Annotated in this window: 18 protein-coding genes; 6 read left to right on the top strand and 12 right to left on the bottom strand. The window is 73.1% G+C overall.

The features are described 5' to 3' along the window. Nucleotides 1-22: 22 nt before the first annotated feature. Complete coding sequence (locus FHX44_RS27860) at nt 23-1,291, bottom strand: MFS transporter (RefSeq protein ID WP_246170626.1); 1,269 nt, start codon at nt 1,289-1,291, stop codon at nt 23-25. A gap of 68 nt (nt 1,292-1,359) precedes the next feature. Between FHX44_RS27860 and FHX44_RS27855 the strand changes: the two genes are divergently transcribed. From FHX44_RS27855 to FHX44_RS27845, 3 genes are read left to right on the top strand one after another with little or no spacing between them, the layout of a single operon-like run. Further along, nucleotides 1,360-2,286, top strand: a complete 927-nt coding sequence (locus FHX44_RS27855; RefSeq protein WP_246170625.1) for a LysR substrate-binding domain-containing protein — start codon at nt 1,360-1,362, stop codon at nt 2,284-2,286. 28 nt (nt 2,287-2,314) lie between these two features. Then, a complete protein-coding gene (locus FHX44_RS27850; protein ID WP_147258500.1) occupies nt 2,315-2,863 on the top strand; it encodes a GNAT family N-acetyltransferase in 549 nt (182 codons plus the stop codon). Beyond that, nucleotides 2,860-3,609, top strand: a complete 750-nt coding sequence (locus tag FHX44_RS27845) for a helical backbone metal receptor (protein ID WP_212612677.1) — start codon at nt 2,860-2,862, stop codon at nt 3,607-3,609. The genes FHX44_RS27850 and FHX44_RS27845 overlap by 4 nt, the downstream gene beginning before the upstream one ends. A gap of 350 nt (nt 3,610-3,959) precedes the next feature. Here FHX44_RS27845 and FHX44_RS27840 read toward each other — a convergent pair whose 3' ends face one another. Both FHX44_RS27840 and FHX44_RS27835 read right to left on the bottom strand, forming a co-directional pair. Then, complete coding sequence (locus tag FHX44_RS27840) at nt 3,960-5,144, bottom strand: mandelate racemase/muconate lactonizing enzyme family protein (protein WP_147258499.1); 1,185 nt, start codon at nt 5,142-5,144, stop codon at nt 3,960-3,962. Then, a complete protein-coding gene (locus tag FHX44_RS27835) occupies nt 5,144-6,307 on the bottom strand; it encodes a M24 family metallopeptidase (RefSeq protein ID WP_147258498.1) in 1,164 nt (387 codons plus the stop codon). The genes FHX44_RS27840 and FHX44_RS27835 overlap by 1 nt, the downstream gene beginning before the upstream one ends. Nucleotides 6,308-6,378: 71 nt before the next feature. On the opposite strand from FHX44_RS27835, the gene FHX44_RS27830 reads away from it, so the two are divergent. Then, nucleotides 6,379-7,281, top strand: coding sequence for a LysR family transcriptional regulator (locus FHX44_RS27830; protein ID WP_147258497.1), 903 nt, complete (start codon nt 6,379-6,381; stop codon nt 7,279-7,281). A gap of 65 nt (nt 7,282-7,346) precedes the next feature. Here the strand turns inward: FHX44_RS27830 and FHX44_RS27825 are convergent, their stop codons facing one another. The 7 genes from FHX44_RS27825 to FHX44_RS27795 all read right to left on the bottom strand — a co-directional run bounded on the left by FHX44_RS27825 (nt 7,347) and on the right by FHX44_RS27795 (nt 14,393). Continuing rightward, entirely contained in the window at nt 7,347-8,201 is an 855-nt protein-coding gene (locus FHX44_RS27825) for an ABC transporter permease (protein WP_147258496.1), read from the bottom strand. After that, nucleotides 8,201-9,109, bottom strand: a complete 909-nt coding sequence (locus FHX44_RS27820; protein WP_212612676.1) for an ABC transporter permease — start codon at nt 9,107-9,109, stop codon at nt 8,201-8,203. Before FHX44_RS27820 ends, FHX44_RS27825 begins: the two co-directional genes overlap by 1 nt. Beyond that, nucleotides 9,106-10,221, bottom strand: a complete 1,116-nt coding sequence (locus FHX44_RS27815; RefSeq protein WP_147258495.1) for an ABC transporter ATP-binding protein — start codon at nt 10,219-10,221, stop codon at nt 9,106-9,108. The genes FHX44_RS27820 and FHX44_RS27815 overlap by 4 nt, the downstream gene beginning before the upstream one ends. Further along, complete coding sequence (locus FHX44_RS27810; RefSeq protein ID WP_246170624.1) at nt 10,218-11,426, bottom strand: extracellular solute-binding protein; 1,209 nt, start codon at nt 11,424-11,426, stop codon at nt 10,218-10,220. Before FHX44_RS27810 ends, FHX44_RS27815 begins: the two co-directional genes overlap by 4 nt. Next, nucleotides 11,423-12,430 carry a LacI family DNA-binding transcriptional regulator gene (locus FHX44_RS27805; RefSeq protein WP_147258494.1) on the bottom strand — a complete coding sequence of 336 codons (1,008 nt, stop codon included), beginning with the start codon at nt 12,428-12,430 and terminating at the stop codon, nt 11,423-11,425. The genes FHX44_RS27810 and FHX44_RS27805 overlap by 4 nt, the downstream gene beginning before the upstream one ends. A gap of 212 nt (nt 12,431-12,642) precedes the next feature. Then, nucleotides 12,643-13,644 (bottom strand): TIGR03557 family F420-dependent LLM class oxidoreductase, encoded by a 1,002-nt coding sequence (locus FHX44_RS27800; RefSeq protein ID WP_147261517.1) that lies wholly within the window; start codon nt 13,642-13,644, stop codon nt 12,643-12,645. 86 nt (nt 13,645-13,730) lie between these two features. Next, nucleotides 13,731-14,393 carry an FMN-dependent NADH-azoreductase gene (locus tag FHX44_RS27795; RefSeq protein ID WP_147258493.1) on the bottom strand — a complete coding sequence of 221 codons (663 nt, stop codon included), beginning with the start codon at nt 14,391-14,393 and terminating at the stop codon, nt 13,731-13,733. 106 nt (nt 14,394-14,499) lie between these two features. Here FHX44_RS27795 and FHX44_RS27790 point away from each other — a divergent pair, with 106 nt between their 5' ends. Both FHX44_RS27790 and FHX44_RS27785 read left to right on the top strand, forming a co-directional pair. Further along, the gene (locus FHX44_RS27790; RefSeq protein WP_246170623.1) at nt 14,500-14,979 is read left to right on the top strand and encodes a MarR family winged helix-turn-helix transcriptional regulator; all 480 of its coding nucleotides are present in this window, start codon (nt 14,500-14,502) and stop codon (nt 14,977-14,979) included. Nucleotides 14,980-15,015: 36 nt separating this feature from the next. Then, on the top strand, nt 15,016-15,345 hold the full coding sequence (locus tag FHX44_RS27785) for a DUF3140 domain-containing protein (protein WP_147258491.1): 330 nt from the start codon (nt 15,016-15,018) through the stop codon (nt 15,343-15,345). On the opposite strand, the gene FHX44_RS27780 is transcribed toward FHX44_RS27785, so the two are convergent. Then, on the bottom strand, nt 15,332-16,177 hold the full coding sequence (locus FHX44_RS27780) for an imine reductase family protein (RefSeq protein ID WP_147261516.1): 846 nt from the start codon (nt 16,175-16,177) through the stop codon (nt 15,332-15,334). The two genes, FHX44_RS27785 and FHX44_RS27780, sit on opposite strands and share 14 nt — an antisense overlap. Nucleotides 16,178-16,185: 8 nt before the next feature. Continuing rightward, nucleotides 16,186-17,070, bottom strand: a complete 885-nt coding sequence (locus FHX44_RS27775) for an NAD(P)-dependent oxidoreductase (RefSeq protein ID WP_147258490.1) — start codon at nt 17,068-17,070, stop codon at nt 16,186-16,188.

The raw sequence follows: 17,070 nt of genomic DNA, 5'->3' as shown, positions 1-17,070 counted from the left end.
CTCTCGCACGGCCCCCGGAAAACTAGTCGTGGCCGCCGTGGTCCGCCAACAGGTTTTCGCGGAGGCTCCGCGTGCCGATCCGGCGCAGCGCGAGCGACAGGGCCAGCGCCATCCCCAGCAGCGCCGTCACGTACGCCACCACCGCGGGCCAGCCGCCGTGGTCGTAGGCGACGCCGCCGGTCGCGCCGCCGACGCTGCTGCCGAGGTAGTAGGCGAAGAGGTAGAGCGAGGACGCCACGGCCGGCGAGCCCGCGGGCAGCATCGACGCGCGCCGGCCCACCCAGCTGCTGGCCACCGAGTGGGCGGCGAAGAATCCGACGGTCACGACCAGGAGCCCGGCCAGCACCGCGGGCAGCAGGTCGGGCAGCGTCACCCAGGCCCCGGCGACGGCCACGAGCACCGCGGCCCAGAGCACCCGGCGCCTGCCCCAGCGGTCACCGAGGCGGCCGGCCCCGGTGGAGGCCCATGTTCCGGCGAGGTAGCCGAGGAAGACCAGCCCGACGAGCGCGGCCGGCAGCGCGAACGGCGGCGCGAGCAGCCGGAAGCCCAGGTAGTTGTAGACGGTCACGAACGCGCCCATGAGCAGGAACGCGATGGCGAAGAGGCAGCGCAGGCCGGGGTCGGCCAGCTGCGCGCGCAGTGGGCCACCGAGCTCGCGCAGGCGCACGCGCGGCGGCGCCGCGGCGAGCGCGGGCGGCAGCAGCACCCGGAACGCCACCGTGCACAGCAGCGACAGCCCTCCGATGACGGCCAGTGCCACGCGCCAGCCCGCCACGTCGGCGACAGCGCTTGCCACGAGGCGTCCGGACAGGCCACCGATCGTGTTGCCCGCGATGAGCAGCCCGACGGCGCCGCCGAGCCAGCGCGGGGCCACCTCCCGCGTCACGTGCGCCATGGCCAGGGCGGGCAGGGCAGCGAGCGCGACGCCCTGCAGCGCCCGGACCGCGACGAGCGCGCCGAACGTGGGCGCGAGCGGGGCGAGCACACCCAGCACGGCGGACGCCGCGAGGGCGACCGTCATCACGCGCGCGCGGCCCCACGACTCGGCCACCGCGGAGAGCGGGACGATCGCGAGCGCGAGCGTCCCGGTGGTCGCCGACAGCGCGAGGCTCGCCACCGACGACGACACGGCGAACTCGGTCGCGAGCGTCGGCAGGAGCGCCTGCACGCAGTAGACCAGCACGAACGTCGCCAGGCCCGCACACCACATGGCGGCGCCGAGCCGCCGGTAGGCAGGTGTGCCCCGCTCGTGACCGCGGGCGACGGCGGGAGCAGGCTGGGTCGTTGTCATCGCTCACCACGGTAGGAGCGAGCCCATCGATGCGTCCAATGCATCTCTGCTCGCCCTACGATGAAGAAGTGGATGAGTCCGAGCTGCTGGCCGCCCTCGCTCCCCGGCTTCGGCAGTTCACCGCCGTCGCCCGCACCGAACACATGACCCGGGCCGCCGACGCGATCGCGGTACCGCAGCCCACGCTGAGCCGCGGGATCGCCCGCCTCGAACACGACCTCGGCGTCGCCCTGTTCGTCCGGGCCGGCCGCGCCGTGCGGCTCACCCGCGCGGGCCGCACGCTGCTGCGGCACACCGAGCGCGCGATCGCCGAGCTCGACGCGGCGGCCCGCGAGATCGTCACGGACGCCGACGCCGTGCGCGGCCGCGTCGCGCTCGGCTTCCTCCACACGTTCGGCGCCGAAGCGGTGCCGCGGCTGCTGCGCGAATTCCGCCGGACCCACCCCGACGTGCGGTTCGACCTCGCCCAGGGTGGCAACGACGCGATCCTGGAACGGCTGCGGGCCGGCGAGGTGGACGTGTGCGTGACCTCCCCGCTGCCCGCCGACCCCGCGCTGGTCAGCGCTCCGATGTACGAGCAGGAGCTGCGGCTCGTCGTGCCCGCCGACCACCCGCTCGCGGTCCACCGGGACGGCCTGCCGCTGTCCGCAGCGGCCGGCGCCCAGTTCGTCGGCTACCGGCCGGGGTTCGGCCTGCGCAGCCTCACGGAATCCTGGTGCCGGGAGGCGGGGTTCGCACCGCGGATGGCGTTCGAGGGCGAGGACGGTGAGACGCTGCGCGGCCTGGTCGGCGCCGGGCTCGGGGTGGCGCTGCTCGCCCCCTCGACGCACGTCACGCCGGGCGTGGTCGAGCTGACCGTCACCGCGCCGCGCACCACCCGCACCGTCGGGCTCGTCTGGGTGGCCGATCGCCCTGCGGGCCCGGCCGTGCGCGTGTTCCGCGACTTCCTGCGCCGGTCCGGCCCGGCCCTGCTCGCCCCACCGGACACACCCTGAGCCGAGCGCCTGGGGCATGCTGGGTGCCGTGATCGGCGCCGATGTGTTCCGTGACCAGCCGACGCTCACCGGTGAGCGCGTCCGGCTCGAGCCGCTGACCCCTGCCGTGCGGGACGACTACCTCGCCACCCTCCGGGACCCGGAGGTGCGACGGCTCACCGGCAGCCACGACGAGGTCCATCCCGTCGAGGTCGAGATGTGGCTCGCCAGCCGGCAGGACCACCACGACCGGGCGGACTGGGCGGCCGTCCGCATCGCCGACAACGCGTTCCTCGGCGAGGCCGTGATCAACCTGCTGGACGTCGACAACGCCTCGGCCAACTACCGCATCCTGCTGGGCAGCCCGCACATGAACCGCGGCTACGGCACCGAGATCACCCGCCTCGTCGTGGACTACGCGCTGAGCGTGGGGCTGCACCGGCTGAGCCTGGGTGTCTTCGACTTCAACCCGCGCGCCCGTCGGGTCTACGAGAAGTGCGGCTTCGTGCTGGAGGGCCGCCTGCGCGACACCCTCCACTGGGACGGCGAGTGGCACGACGAGCTGATCATGTCCGTGCTGGCGGGTGACCCGAGGTGATCGACGATCTCGGCACGCCCGTCCCCGTTCTCGGGGAGGTCGGGCGGGTCGTGTCGATCGTGCCGTCGCTCACGGAGGCGGTCGCGGCCACCGCTCCGGGGCTGCTCGTGGGCGCCACCGACTGGTGCACGCACCCGCCCGACCTGGACGTCCAGCGCGTGCGCGGCACCAAGAACCCCGACGTCGACGCGATCCTCGCGCTCGCGCCCGACCTCGTCGTGGCGAACCAGGAGGAGAACCGCGCGAGCGACCTCGACGCGCTCCGCGCGGCCGGCATCGCCGTCTGGGTCACCGACATCCGCACGCTGGACGGCGCGTTCGCGTCCCTGACCCGGATGCTCGCCGCGTGCGGGCTCGAGCGGCCGGCGTGGCTGGACGAGGCCGAGGCCGCCTGGAATGCGCTGCCCGAGCCCGCCGTGCGCCGCCGGGCGGTCGTGCCGATCTGGCGCAGGCCGTGGATGGCGGTCGGGCGCGACACCTTCACCGGGTCGGTGCTGCAGCGCCTCGGCATCGACAACGTGCTCGCCGACGCCGACGAGCGCTACCCGCGCATCCACCCCGGTCACCTGCCACCGCACGACCTCGTGGTGCTGCCCGACGAGCCGTACCTGTTCACCGCCGACGACGGGCCGGAGGCGTTCCCCGGCGTACCCGCGGCACTGGTCAGCGGCCGGCTGCTGACCTGGTACGGCCCGAGCCTGACGGAGGCGGCACGGGTCCTGCCTGCCGCGCTCCGCTCGAGCTAGTGCTCTGACGGCCAAAGGCAACCGAAAATAGGGTCAGCCGGGTCCGACAGTGGCGATCAAGGGCAAATGGTCGCTCCCGAAGATCAACTAGCCACCATCTCGCCTTGATCGCTGAAGGCTCCGCGCGCCGATCAGGCAACAGCCTCCCCGTGCTGGCCGCGGCCCGGTCCGGCGGTGATCTCGCCGTGACTCGCCGGGGAAGGACTGAGGTGACGGGTCGCGACCACCGCCGGTTGCGTGGCACCCGGCACCGACCTGATCATGCAGAACCAGCTCGACCCGGCGGCATCGAATTCGGAATCGACTGGAAGCCGTGGTCTCCGTGTGCGCGGGCCGGGCGCCGGGTGCGGTCAGAACTTGGGCAGCGCCGCCGCCGCGTGCACCCGCTCGCGGTCGTGGAACCCGAAGCCTGCGCCCTCGCGCCGGTACAGCTCGGCGTAGCGCTCCACCCGGTCGCGGTCCAGCTCGACGCCGAGCCCCGGCCCGGTCGGCACGGTGAGACACCCGTCGGAGTAGTTCGCCGCGGGCCCGCCGAACCCGGCGACGACGTCGTCGGTGAGCAGGGCTCCGTACGCCTGGTGGGCGGGGCGGGCGTTCGGCGTGGCCGCGAGCGCGTGGACGGCGGCGGCGAGGGCGACGCCCAGCTCGCCGAGGCTGTGCTTCACGACCGGCAGCCCGGCCGCCTCGCACATGCCCGCGGACCGGCGCAGGTTGGCGAGCCCACCGTCCATCTGGTTGTCCACCGAGATCACGTCGGCCGCGCCTGCCCGGATCACGGCGAGCTGCGCGTGCCGGGTCCAGGAGGCCTCGTTCGCCAGCAGCGGCACGTCGATGCGCCGCCGGACGTAGGCCATCTCGTCGAGGTTGCGTCCGGAGACCGGCTGTTCGACGAGCTCCAGGTCGTAGCGGGCCAGCTCCCGGATCACCCGCACCGCGGAGCCCGGCGACCATGCCTCGTTGGCGTCCACCCTGATCCGCGCGCCCGGCCCGGCACCGTCCCGCAGAGCGGCGACGCGCTCGACGTCACGGCGCGGGTCGTCGGCGCCGACCTTCAGGTAGCAGGTGGAGAACCCGGCCTTCGTCGCCCGGCGGCCCTCCTCGGCGACCTCGTCGGGCTCGGCTCGGGCCACGTACCAGAAGAACTCGACGCCGTCGCGGAAGCGCCCGCCGAAGAGGTTCACCAGCGGCTGGCCGCAGACCTTGCCCGCGATGTCCCAGCAGGCCATCTCGACGGCGGCGATCGCCGGGCTGCTCGCTCCGACGTGGTGCCACGTGCCGACCACGTCGATGCGCCGCACGAGCTGCTCGATGCGCAGCGGGTCGGCGCCGATCACCAGCGGCTCCAGGCTCGCGAACACGGCGAGCACGATGTCGGCCGACGGGTAGGTCGCCGCTTCGCCGAGCCCCACGACGCCCTCGTCGGTCTCCAGCTCGAGCAGGACGCTGACCTGGCCGCGGCGCCGGCCGAACGCCCAGATCTCGTCGGTGCGGAACGGGACGGCGACCGGAGTGGTGCGCATGCCGGTGATGCGCATCAGGCCACCACCGTGAGCTCGCGGGAGACGGTGGTGAGCAGCTCGCACCCGTCCTCCGTCACGAGCGCCGTGTCGGAGACGACGTGCCCGACCGGGCGCTCGACCCACGACATGAGGTGGAAGACCATCCCGGCGACCACCTCGACGTCCCCGCCGGGCCGGATGCCGAGCACCTCCGGGCCGCCCACCCAGCTCGGCGGGTAACCGATGCCGACGAGGTAGCCGCAGTGGTGCCGGCGCGGCATGCCACCCACCGCGCGCTGCCAGGCGGCGAAGACCTCGCCCGTGCGGGCGCCCGGCCGCAGCGCCGTGCGGGCGGCGGCGAGACCGGCGAGCGCGGACTCGGCGGCCTCCACGGCCTCCGGAGGCGCGTACCCCGGGTAGACCGTGCGGCTGAGCGGCGCGTGGTAGCGCCGCACGCAGCCCGACAGTTCCAGGAACAGCCCGTGGCCGGCGTGCAGGTGACGATCGCCCCAGGTGACGTGCTCCTGTCCGAGCATCGCGACGGGACGGATCAGCGGGACGAAGCCGGGCGCCTCGCCGCCGGCCGAGATCATCGCGTGGTAGGTCGCCGCGGCCACGTCGCGCTCGGCCACGCCCGGCCGCGCGGCCGCGATCCCCGCCTGCATCGCGGCGTCGGACACGACCGCCGCCCGGCGCGCACACCCCGTCTCGGTCGCCGACTGCACGGCGCGGGCCGACGCGAGAAGGCCGGTGCAGTCCTCCCAGGCGAGCGCGGGCAGCACGGCCCGGAGCCCGTCGAGCACCGCGGGAGGCAGGAACGACCCCCGGCCCTCGATGCCCACCGTCCCGCCATCCGGCGCGACGTGGCGGAGCGCGCGGGACGCAGCGCACGCGGGATCCTCGCCGTCGGCGAAGGTGACGTGCCGGACCTCGGGCACCTGAGCCAGCACCGTCGTGCGCTCCATCTCGCGCGTCACGAGGACCGGATCGCCCTCGGCCGGCAACACGAGCATCGTGAAGGCGAAGTAGCCGAGGTGGTCGAGGCCCAGCAGGTAGTAGACGTTCTCCGGACTGGTCAGCGCGACGGCGACGAGCCCGCGGGTGGCCATCGCGGCGCGCAAGGCCTTGATCCGGGAGTGCCGCTCGGAGTCCTCGTGGGGGTGCGGGGGCGGTGCGCCCTGCACGGCGGTGATCGTCACGAGCGAAGGGTGCGGCCCGCCCGTCTTCAGGACAAGTGACGGTTTCTGCTGGTGATCGGTAGCATCACTTCATGTTGGAGCCACGTCGGCTGCGGCTGCTCAGGGAGCTCGCGAACCGGGGCACGATCGCCGCCACCGCGCAGGCGTGCGGGTACACGCCCTCGGGTGTGTCGCAGCAGCTCGCGCTGCTCGAGCGCGAGGTGCGCATGCCGTTGCTGGTGCGCGAGGGCCGCCGGGTGGCGCTCACCGAGGCCGCCCGCGTGCTCGTCGACCACGCGGAACGGGTGCTGGCCGAGCTGGAGGCCGCCGAGGCGGCGCTCGCGGGCCTCGCCGGATCGGTCCGCGGCACCGCGCGGCTCGCGGCGTTCCCCACCGCGGCGGCCGCGTTCGTACCGGCCGCGATCGCCCGCTGCCGCACCGAGCACCCGGACCTGCGGGTGATCCTCTCCGAACTGGAGACCGACGAGGCGGTGGCGGCGGTCCGGTCCGGTCGGATCGACCTCGCGCTCGTCTACGAGTACGCGCTGCTCCCCCGCGTGGCCGACCCCGGCGTCGACGTCGGGCCGCTGTTCACCGAGCCGCTGCTCGCCGCCCTCCCCCGCGGCCGTGATGCACCGGAGCAGGTACCTCTCACGATCCTGCGCGACGACGCCTGGATCGCCCCGCACAGCGACACGGCACTGCGCGCGGTGCTGGACCGGGCCTGCGGGCTGGCGGGATTCGCGCCCGACATCGACTACGTCAGCGACGACTACACGGTGATCGTCGCGCTGGTCGCAGCCGGGCTCGGGGTGGCGCTGCTGCCCCGGCTGGCGACCGAGGCGCTGTCGGCCGAGGTGCAACTGCGGCCGGTGGTCGACCCCGCCCTGACCCGCACGGTCTCACTGGTCACGCGGGCCGGCGGCCGCGCCCACCCCACGGTCGCCGCGCTCGCCCGGTGCCTGCGCGAGGCCGCGCGCGACCACGGGTCCTGAGAGCGCCGGGTTGCAGGAAAGTGGCTCTGCTGCAACGGCCCCGCCTGGCCGGTGTGCTGCCCCGGTCAGGGCTCCGGCGCCTCCTTCACCCGCGCCACGAGCTGGGTCGGGTTCACGTAGCGCAGCGCGATCACCAGCAACACCAGCATCGTGCTCGTGTAGATCACGGCCATCGCGTCCACCGACTGCTGCGCCCTGATCCCGGCGGCCGACATCGAGTAGTACAGCGCCACCACGAGCGTCTGGGAGTCCGGGCCCGCGGTGAGGAACGTCAGCTCGAACATGCCCACGGTCCGGACCAGCACCAGGATCGACGCGGCCAGGATGCCGGGCACGAGCAGCGGGCCGAGCACACGCAGGAACAACGCCCGCATGCCGGCTCCGCACATCCGGGCCGCGGATTCGATGCTCGGGTTGATCTGCTCGATGAACGGGGTCATCGTCAAGATCACGAACGGCACCGACGGCACCAGGTTCGCCAGCACCACGCCGGACATGTTGCCGGCGAACCCGTACTTGTAGAGCACGGTGGCGAGCGGGATGCCGTAGGTGATCGGCGGCATGAGGATCGGCAGCAGGAACGCGAAGTACACGAGCCTCTTGCCGGGGAAGTTGCGCCGGGCCAGCACGTAGGAGGCCGGCACACCGATCAACACCGAGATCAGCACGACGAGGAGCGAGACCTGCAGGGTGACGCTCACGACGTCGAACAGGCCGAAGCTGCGCCACGCGTCGGCGTACCAGTTCGTGGTGAACCCCTCGGGCAGCCAGGTGCCGAACCAGCGCGTGCCGAAGGAGCTGACGAGCACCGACCCGACGACACCTGCGAGGTTGACCAGGAAGAACGCGACGGCGCCCCACACGAGCCACGCAGCGGGGCTCGCGACGATCCGGCGCTTTCCGGGCTGGAGCGCGACCATCAGCCCTTGCCTCCCGTCGAGCCGGTGTAGAGCCGCGACCGCCACAGCAGCACCACGGCGATGACGATCAGCTCGACCGCGCCCATCACCATCGCGATCGCCGACGCGAGCGAGTAGTCGTACTGCTCGTACGCGGCCTGGTAGGCGGCCAGGGCGAGCACGCGGGTCTCGCCCGCGGGGTTGCCGACCAGCACGGCCGACGGGAACACGCTGAACGCGAGCACGAACGCCAGGCAGAACGTCGTGGCGAGCCCGGGCGCGAGCAGCGGCAGCGTGATGCGGCGGAACCGCTGCTTCCAGTCGGCGCCCAGCGTGGCGGCGGCCTGTTCCAGGGTGGGGTCGATACCGGACAGGTAGGACAGGATCAGCAGGAACGCGAACGGGAACCCGGTGATCACCAGGGAGAAGAACACGCCCCAGTAGTTGCCGACCAGCCGCGCGGGCTCGTCCACCCCGAAGGCGGTGAGGATCTTGTTGAACCAGCCGGCCGGGCCGAGGAAGTTGAGCAGGCCCTGCGCGGTGAGCACCGTGCCGAGCGTGATCGGCACGACGAGCACGGTGGTGAGCAGCCGCTTGCCGCGGAAGCGCCCGCGCATCCGGTAGGCGATGGGCACCGACGCCAGCACGTTGAGCAGGGCCGCCGGCAGCGCGAGCCCGAGCGTGATCCAGATCGTGCCGCGCTGGTACGGGTCGGCGAAGAACGCGGCGTAGCTGGCCAGCGGCCCGCCCTCCTCGGGCGCGAACGACAGCTGCAGCCCGTAGAAGAACGGGTAGAGGAACAGCAGCACGACGAACAGCAGGGCCGGGACGAGCAGGAGCAACTGCCGGTCCACCCCTCGCTCGGCCAGCCGGTGACGCAGCGCGGGCGTCTGCGCCTGACGCTCCGCACGCTCCAGCGTGGCGGTCACGACGCCACCGCCTCGACGTCGGCCAGCGGCGCGGGGGCCTGCTCACCGGGGGCGAGCGGGTAGACCAGCAGGCGCTGCGGGTCGATCGCGAGCGACACGCGGTCGCCGGGGGCGAGCCGCTGGTCGGTGCGCACGTGCAGGGCCCGGCCGGACGCCGTGCGCACCTCGACGGCGAGCTCGCGGCCCTGGTACTCGACCACCTCGACATCGACGTCGAGGTGGTTCTCCCCCTCGCCCGTGACCACCCGAACGTCCTCCGGGCGCACCGCGGCGACCGCCCGCGAACCCTCGGCGATCGGGGACACCGCCGACCCGACCAGCTTCATCCCCTCGCCCTCGACCACCACGTCGCCGCGGGAGGCCTGCGTCGCGGTCATCTCGAACAGGTTCCGGAAGCCCATGAAGTCGGCCACGTGCCAGTTCACCGGCCGGGCGTGGAGCTCCTCGGGCGTGCCGACCTGCTGCACCCGCCCGGCCCGCAGCACGACGAGCCGGTCGGCCAGCGACAGGGCCTCCTCCTGGTCGTGGGTGACGTACACGGTGGTGAGCCCGAGCGACTGGTGCAGCCTGCGGATCTCGGTGCGCATCTCCAGCCGCAGCTTGGCGTCGAGGTTGGACAGGGGCTCGTCCATCAGCACCAGTGACGGCTCCAGCACGACGGCCCTGGCGATCGCGACCCGCTGCTGCTGCCCGCCCGACAGCTGCCCGGGCAGCTTGTCGACGTGCTCCTCGAGCTGCACGAGCCGGATGGCCTCCGCGGTGCGGCGCGCGACCTCGGCCCGCGGCAGCCTGCGCATCTGCAGCCCGAAGGCGATGTTGCGGCGCACCGACATGTGCGGGAAGAGCGCGTAGCTCTGGAACACCATGCCGAACCCGCGCTTCTCCGGCGGCAGCACGTCGATCCGCTTCTCATCCTGCCAGATGCTGCCTGACGTCAGCGGCAGCAGGCCGGCCAGGCAGTTCAGCGCCGTCGACTTGCCACACCCGGACGGCCCGAGCAGTGCGATGAACTCGCCCGCCCGGATCGTCAGGTCGAGGTCGGCCAGGGCGTCCTTGCCGGCGAACCGGCGCCCGACCCCGTCGAGGCGAAGCTCGCGGAACCCCTCGGTCACTGGTTGCCCCCGCCGATCTCACGGTCCCACCGGTCGAACGCCGCGACGATGTCCTTCGTGGCGAGCGGGGTGGCCTTCGGGTTGTTCGCGATCAGCGCGTCGTACTCGGGACGGCCGAACTGCCGGATCACCTGCTGCGACTCCGGCGGCGCCATGTCCAGGGTGACGCCCTCGACGGCCGGGCCCGGGTAGAAGTAGCCCGTGTCGTAGGCCTTCGCCTGCTGCTCGGGCGTCAGCATGAACTCGATCAGCGCGAGGAGCGCGGCCTGCTTGTCGGCCGACACGCCCTTCGGGATCGCCGCGTAGTGCGCGTCGGTGACCCAGGTGAAGCCCTCGAGCGTGCCGACCCTGTACTCGGCGGGCACCGTGCCCAGCGCCCGCGGGTTGATGTCCCAGCCGGTGGTGGAGACGATGATGTCGTAGGTGCCGTTGGCCAGGTTCTTCATCGTGTCCGCGGTGCCCGACGGGTAGGACGTGACGGTCTTGTCCAGCTCCGCGAGGTACGCCCAGGTCTTCTCCCACCCGTTGACCGGGTCCTTGGGGTTCGAGTCGCCGAGGATGTAGGGCAGGCCCATGAGGAACGTGCGCCCCGGCCCCGAGTTCGCCGGCCGCGCGTAGCCGACCTTGCCGGGATTGGCCTGCGCGTAGGCGAGCAGCTCCTGGGCGGTCTTCGGCGGGTTCGGCACCCGGTCCGGCGCGTACTCGATGAGCGGGCCCGACGGGTAGTAGGTGATCACGACGCCGTGGTCGACGGCCAGCTCCTGCATCGCCGCCGCAGGCTCCTGGTAGTTCTCCATCCCCTTCAGCCGGTCGGCGAACTGCGGCAGCAGCGGCGTGAACAGGCCCTGCTCGGTGCCGGCCGACAGACCGTCGGTGCCGGTGAGCACCAGGTCGATGCCCAGGCGGCCGGCGTCCTGCTGCGCCTTGATCTTGCCGGCCATCTCGGGCGCCGCTGCCTTCTCGGTGGTCACCCGCGAGACGATGTCCGGGTTCTTCGCCACGAAGTCGTCGATCATCCCCTGCGTGAGCTGCAGGTTGCCGGCGACGTCGAGGATGTTGAGCGTCACCGGCTGGGACGGGCGGTCGGGCACCTCGCCCGCGGGCACCTGCGCGGCGCCGGGCCCCTCCGGTGCCCCGCAGCCGGCCAGCAGGAGGATCGCGCTGATCCCTCCCGCGGTGAACGCCCTGCGCCAGTGCATGGTCATCGGCTGGATCCCTTCGGGGAGATGGGCGCGACCCCCGTCGTGTCGCGCACGATGAGCTGGGTGGGAAGTTCGCGGTGCATCGGGCCCGCATCCGGGCCCGCGTCGAGGAGCGCCAGCAGCAGTCCGACGGTGGCCCGGCCTGCCGCTCGCTTGGGCACCGACACCGTGGTGAGCGCCGGATGGCTCATGGCCGACATGCCGATGTCGTCGCATCCGAGGACGCTCATGGCGGCCGGCACCGGGATACCGCGGGCGCCGAGGCGGCTGAGCAGGCCGAGCGCGACCAGGTCGTTGTAGGCGATCACCGCCGTGGCGCCGGAGGCCACCGCGAGGTCGGCCGCCGCGACGCCGCCCTCGAACTGCGGCGGGAAGTGCCCGAGGTGCACCAGGTCGATCCCGCCGGCCGCGGCCGCGCGGTGCAACCCCACCTCACGCTGCGCGTTGGACCACGACGTGCGCGGCCCGGCCACGAACGCGACGCGGCGGTGCCCCAGCGCCGCCAGGTGCTCGAGGGCCTGCCGCATGCCGTCGGCGTTGTCGGCGGTGACGCTGGGCCGCTCGCCCGACTCGCGGTTCATCAGCACGATCGTGGTGTCCGTGCCGACGCTCGCGAGCTCGTCGTCGGGGGCGCGTGGCGAGCACAGGATCAGCCCGTCCACCTGCTTGGCGAGCGCGCGCAGCAGGTCGGCCTCCACGCCGGGTTCCTCGTCGGTGTCGGCGATGAACACCGAGTGGTCCGCGGCCCGTGCCGCGGACTGCACGCCCTTCACGACGGCCGCGAAGAACGGGTTCGACAGGTCCGGGACGATCAGGCCCAGGTTGCCCGTGCGCCCGGTGATCAGGCCCCTGGCCGCCCGGTTGGGCCGGTAGCCCAGGTCCCGCGCGGCTGCCTCCACCCGCACCCGAGTGGCCGGCCGCACCAGCTCGGGCATCGAGAGCGCCCGCGAGACGGTGGCCTGCGAGACCCCCGCCGCTCGAGCGACGTCCCGGATGGTCGGTGCCACGCGGCCTCCGTCGTTGGTCGGCTGTTGCGTGCGGAAGTCTGAAACCGTTTGCGGCGAACGTCAACCCCCAAGTTCCAGGAGAGTCGATCGCGCCGTCACACGGTCCCATGTAACATTCTGCAACCGTTTCCATCCCCGGGGCGCGCCAGCAAAGCCACTTTCACGACGTCAGAGGTCGGGAAAGTGGCTTTGCTGACGTTCCCGGGGTCCGCTCAGCGGACGCGGATCGCCGGGGCCTCGGACTTGCCGTAGGCCTCCCGCAGGGCGGGGAGGAGCTCCCGTTCGGCGAAGGCCAGGTAATCGGGCTGGGTCTCGCCGCCCACCTGGACCAGCGCGACGTGGGTGAACCCGGCGTCGACGAACGGGCGCACGGCCTCGACGTGCGCCGCCACGTCCGGCCCGCAGGGGATCGCGCCCGCGACGTCGTCGGGCTTCACGAACTGCGTGGCCGCGGCGAACGCGGCCGTGCCGGGCAGCTCGGCGTTGACCTTCCAGCCGCCTGCGAACCAGCGGAACTGGTCGTGCGCGAGGGCGACCGCCGCGGCGCGGCTCTGCCCCCAGCAGACCGGCTGCTGGCCGATCTTGGGCAGCCTGGTGCCCGCGGCGGCGTCGAAGCCGTCCACCAGCTCCGGCAGCGGCTCGACGGCCACCATGGCGTCGGCCACCGGCGCGAGCGCCGCCACCGACTGCTCCCCGGACACCGCGACGGCGATGGGCACGCCGCCGTCGGGGCAGTCCCACAGCTTGGCGGAGTCGACGCGGTAGTGCCGACCGCGGCGATTGACGTAGCCGCCCGTGAACAGCTCGCCGATGATCTCGATGGCCTCGCCGAGCATCTCGTGCCGCACGTTCACCGGCGGCCAGCCGGCCCCGATCACGTGCTCGTTGAGGTTCTCCCCCGCCCCGAGCCCGAGGCAGAACCGGCCCTCGCCCGCGAGCAGCGCCACCGTCGCCGCCTTCTGCGCCACGACCACCGGGTGGTAGCGCATGATCGGGCACGTCACGTAGGTCATCAGCGGGATGCGCTCGGTGGCCGCGGCCGCCGCCCCCAGCACCGGCCACGCGTTGGGCGCGTGGCCCTGGCTGTCGAGCCACGGGAAGAAGTGGTCGCTGATCACCGCGAAGTCGAAGCCCGCCTCCTCGGCACCGACGGCGTCGGCCACGAGCTCGCGCGGTCCACGCTGCTCGCAGAGCAGGGAGTAACCGAAGGCCACCATGACATGTCCTCCCGGGTCGGCTGCGCTCGCCTTCCCGGTACCCCCGCGCGTCCGACCTATCCGGCGAACGCCCTGCTCATCGGTTACCGGGCCACGCCGGCGGGTGCGACGCGCTCGGCGAGGGCGCGGCCGCTGGCTGCGGCGTCCGCGATCGCCCGGGCGCGGGATGCGTCGGCGAGCTCCCGCAGGTGCGCCATCTCCGGCTTCAGCGCGGCCAGCGTCAGCTCCGCGGTCACGACCGTGACGTCACCGCCGAGCACGTCGCCGAAGATCCGCTGCACGTAGGGCGTGTCGTGGTCCCACCCCTCGCGCGGGGTGCCGGGGCCGTAGCCGCCGCCCCGCGAGACCACGATCGTGACCGGCCGCCCGCCGAGCCCTGCGGAGCCCGGAGCGAGCCGAGGATCGGTGAGCACCAGGTCGAGCCAGGTCTTGAGGTGCTGCGAGACGCCGTAGTTGTACAGGGGCGCCGCGACGAGGGCGGCGTCGGCGCCGAGCAGCTCGTCCGCGAGCGACGAGGCCAGCGTGGCGGCGGCCCGCTGCTGCGGGGTGCGCTCGGCATCGGGCGCGAACATGGCGGCGACCGCGAGCGGCCACGCGTCGGCGGGCACCGGGTTCGCGGCGAGGTCGCGCCGGACCACCTTCGGCTCGGGGTGGTGGTCGCGCCAGGCGCGCTCGACCACGTCGGCCACCGCTCGGCTGACGGACGCGTCGCCCTGGATGCTGCTGTCGACCCGGAACAAGGTCATCGAGAGTTCCTTCCACAAGATGCGTGCTGCTCTTCAGATCGTCTGTGATGCAGACGATCGTGTCAACAGAGCGTCTCGTGCGCCACATTCCCGGTACGATCGACGTGTGACCAGCCCCGCGAACGTCGAGTCCGATCTGGGCTGGGCGCTGGGCACCGTCACCCGCTCCTACCTGCGCATCGCCGCGGAAGCGGTGGCGGACGTCCCCGGCGGGCCCCGCGGCTACCAGGTGCTCTCCTCAGCCGCCCGAGGCGATGCCGGCACCCAGCTCGCGATGGCCCAGCGCCTCGGCGTCGACCGCACGGTGATGACCTACCTCCTCGACGATCTCGAGAAGGCAGGCCTGGTCGAGCGCAAGCCCGACCCCGCCGACCGCCGCGCCCGGCGGGTCGTGCTCACCGAGCGAGGCACGGCCCGGCTGTGCGACGTCGAACGCCGGCTGCGCCGGGTCGAGGAGCACGTCCTCGGCCCACTGGACCCCGCCGAGCGCGACACCCTGCGCACGCTCCTGCAACGCGTCGCCGTCGCCACCGGCGAGCGGGCCGACGCCTGCGAGATCGCGGAGGAGATCGAGAACAACTGCTGAGGCGTCGGGCCGGCCGATCGTGGGTAGGCGTGGGGCATGGCCGATGTCGACGACGAGCTGTGGGACGAGTTCCACCGGGTGGTCAACATGACCTCGCGCGAGCTCTCGGAGTGGCTGCGCACCCGCGACGCAGGTGAGGAGGGCGAGGAGCTGCCCGACCAGGCCGGGACGCCGACCGGGCAGCAGGTGCTCGCCATCCTCGGCAAGCGTCGCCTGGACCTGACCCCGCACGACACGGACGTGATGCGGCGCGTGGTGGACCGCGTGCACGCCCAGCGCCGCGACGACCTGGAACCGACCGCGGGTCAGGCCGGCTGGCGGCACCGCCTCATGTCGCTCGGGCACGACCCGCTCAAGCCGACCTGATCACGTCGATCATCCTGGTCCAGGAGTCCTTCCCGTACCCGGCCGTGACCATGCGGTCGTAGAGGGACTTCACGGCCGCCGGGAGCGCCGTGTCCTGGCCCACCGCCGCGACGGCGCCCGCGATGTGGTCGACCCCGACCGCCATCATCTGCGCGGACGCGCCATCGTCCGGGTGATCGCCCGCGTCGATGTTGCGAGCCACCTCCCCGAACGACGACCGCGCGAGCTCGACGAGCTCGTCCGCGAGCGGCGCGTACTCCCGCGCCGTGACGCCGGCCGTGCCCAGCAGCGCGGCGCCCTGCACGAACGCCGCCAGCGTGGTGACGAAGACGTGCACCAGCGCCTGGTAGAACAGCTGGGCCAACGCCGGGTCGGTACCGCGGTAGTCCGGCCGCCCGATCACCCGCAACGCGGGCTCGTGGGTCTCGAGCACCGACCGCGGGCCGCTGTAGAAGACGTACGCCCCGTCCGTTCCCACCACCTCGGCGGGCACCATGATCCCGCCGACCAGCAGCTCGGCCCCGCGCTCGGCGAGCCAGGCCGCGGCATCCCGGGAGGCCTGCGGGGTGTCCGAGCTCAGGTTGACCACGACCTTGCCGGCCAGCGCGTCGCCGACGTCGCCGAGGATCTCGTACATGGCGGCGTAGTGGGTGAGGCTGAGCAGCACGAGCGGGCCGGCCGCGACCGCCTCGGCCGGGGTGGCGGCCCGGGTCGCACCCGCCGCGACGAGCTCGTCGGCGCGGCTCGCCGTGCGGTTCCAGACCGTGACGGGGTGGCCTGCCGCGAGGTACGCGCGCGCCATGGCCTGGCCCATCGGACCCAACCCGATCATGGTGATGTTCACGTGGTCCTCCTTCTGGTGAAGAGGAGTTCGATGAGGCCGACGTTGTCCTCGTGGCCGTGGCCCTCGGCGGTGCGGCGCAACATCAGCGGGTAGAGCGGCGCGAGCAGCTCGGGGCTCACGCCCTGCTCGTGCGCCGCGTCGATCAGGTTGTGGTAGGCGGCGGCCTGCATGCCGAGGTTCGAGACGACGTCGCGGGTGTAGTCCCGGGTGTCGACGAGCTCGGCCGTGCGGTCCTGGAACCCGCCGACGGCGGCCATCCAGCGCTGCAGCAGCGGCGCGAACCCGGTGGCCGCCACGCCCGCCGAGCGGACCATCGCGAACGCGTGCAGCTCGCCCATCATCGCGCCGTACATGGCGCTGAGCAGGGCGATGTCGTAGAGCGCCGCCATGCCGTGGTCGGGCCCGGCGTAGACGCTCTCGCCGAGGGCGTCGAGGGCCTCGCGATGGGCCGTGAACACCTCCTCCGGGCCGCTGTAGAGCACGAACGCCCCGGGCCCTCCGATCATCGGGGGCACGGCCATGATCCCGCCGTCGAGCAGCGCGAACCCGTGCTCTCCCGCCCACGCGCCCAGCTCGCGGCCCTGGCCCGGCGTGCCGTTGGTGAGGTTCACGACCACCCGCCCGGCGAGCGCGCCCGCCACCGGGTCCAGGGTCTGGTGGACGGACCGGTGGTCCCACAGGCAGGCCACCACCAGCCCGCTCGCCCGCACGGCCTCCTCCACCGTCGCGGCCTCGGTGGCACCGCGGGCCACCAGCTCCCCCGCCTTGCCCGTGGTGCGGTTCCACACCGTCACCGGCCGGCCCGCGGCGAGGAACGCTGCGGCGAGAGCCGATCCCATCGCGCCGAGACCGAGCACGGTCACCGACTTCTCGTCTGTCAT

Origin of the sequence: Pseudonocardia hierapolitana (assembly GCF_007994075.1) — a bacterium.
Classification (GTDB): Bacteria; Actinomycetota; Actinomycetes; order Mycobacteriales; family Pseudonocardiaceae; genus Pseudonocardia; species Pseudonocardia hierapolitana.
This window is presented reverse-complemented; position numbering and strand designations above follow the sequence as displayed.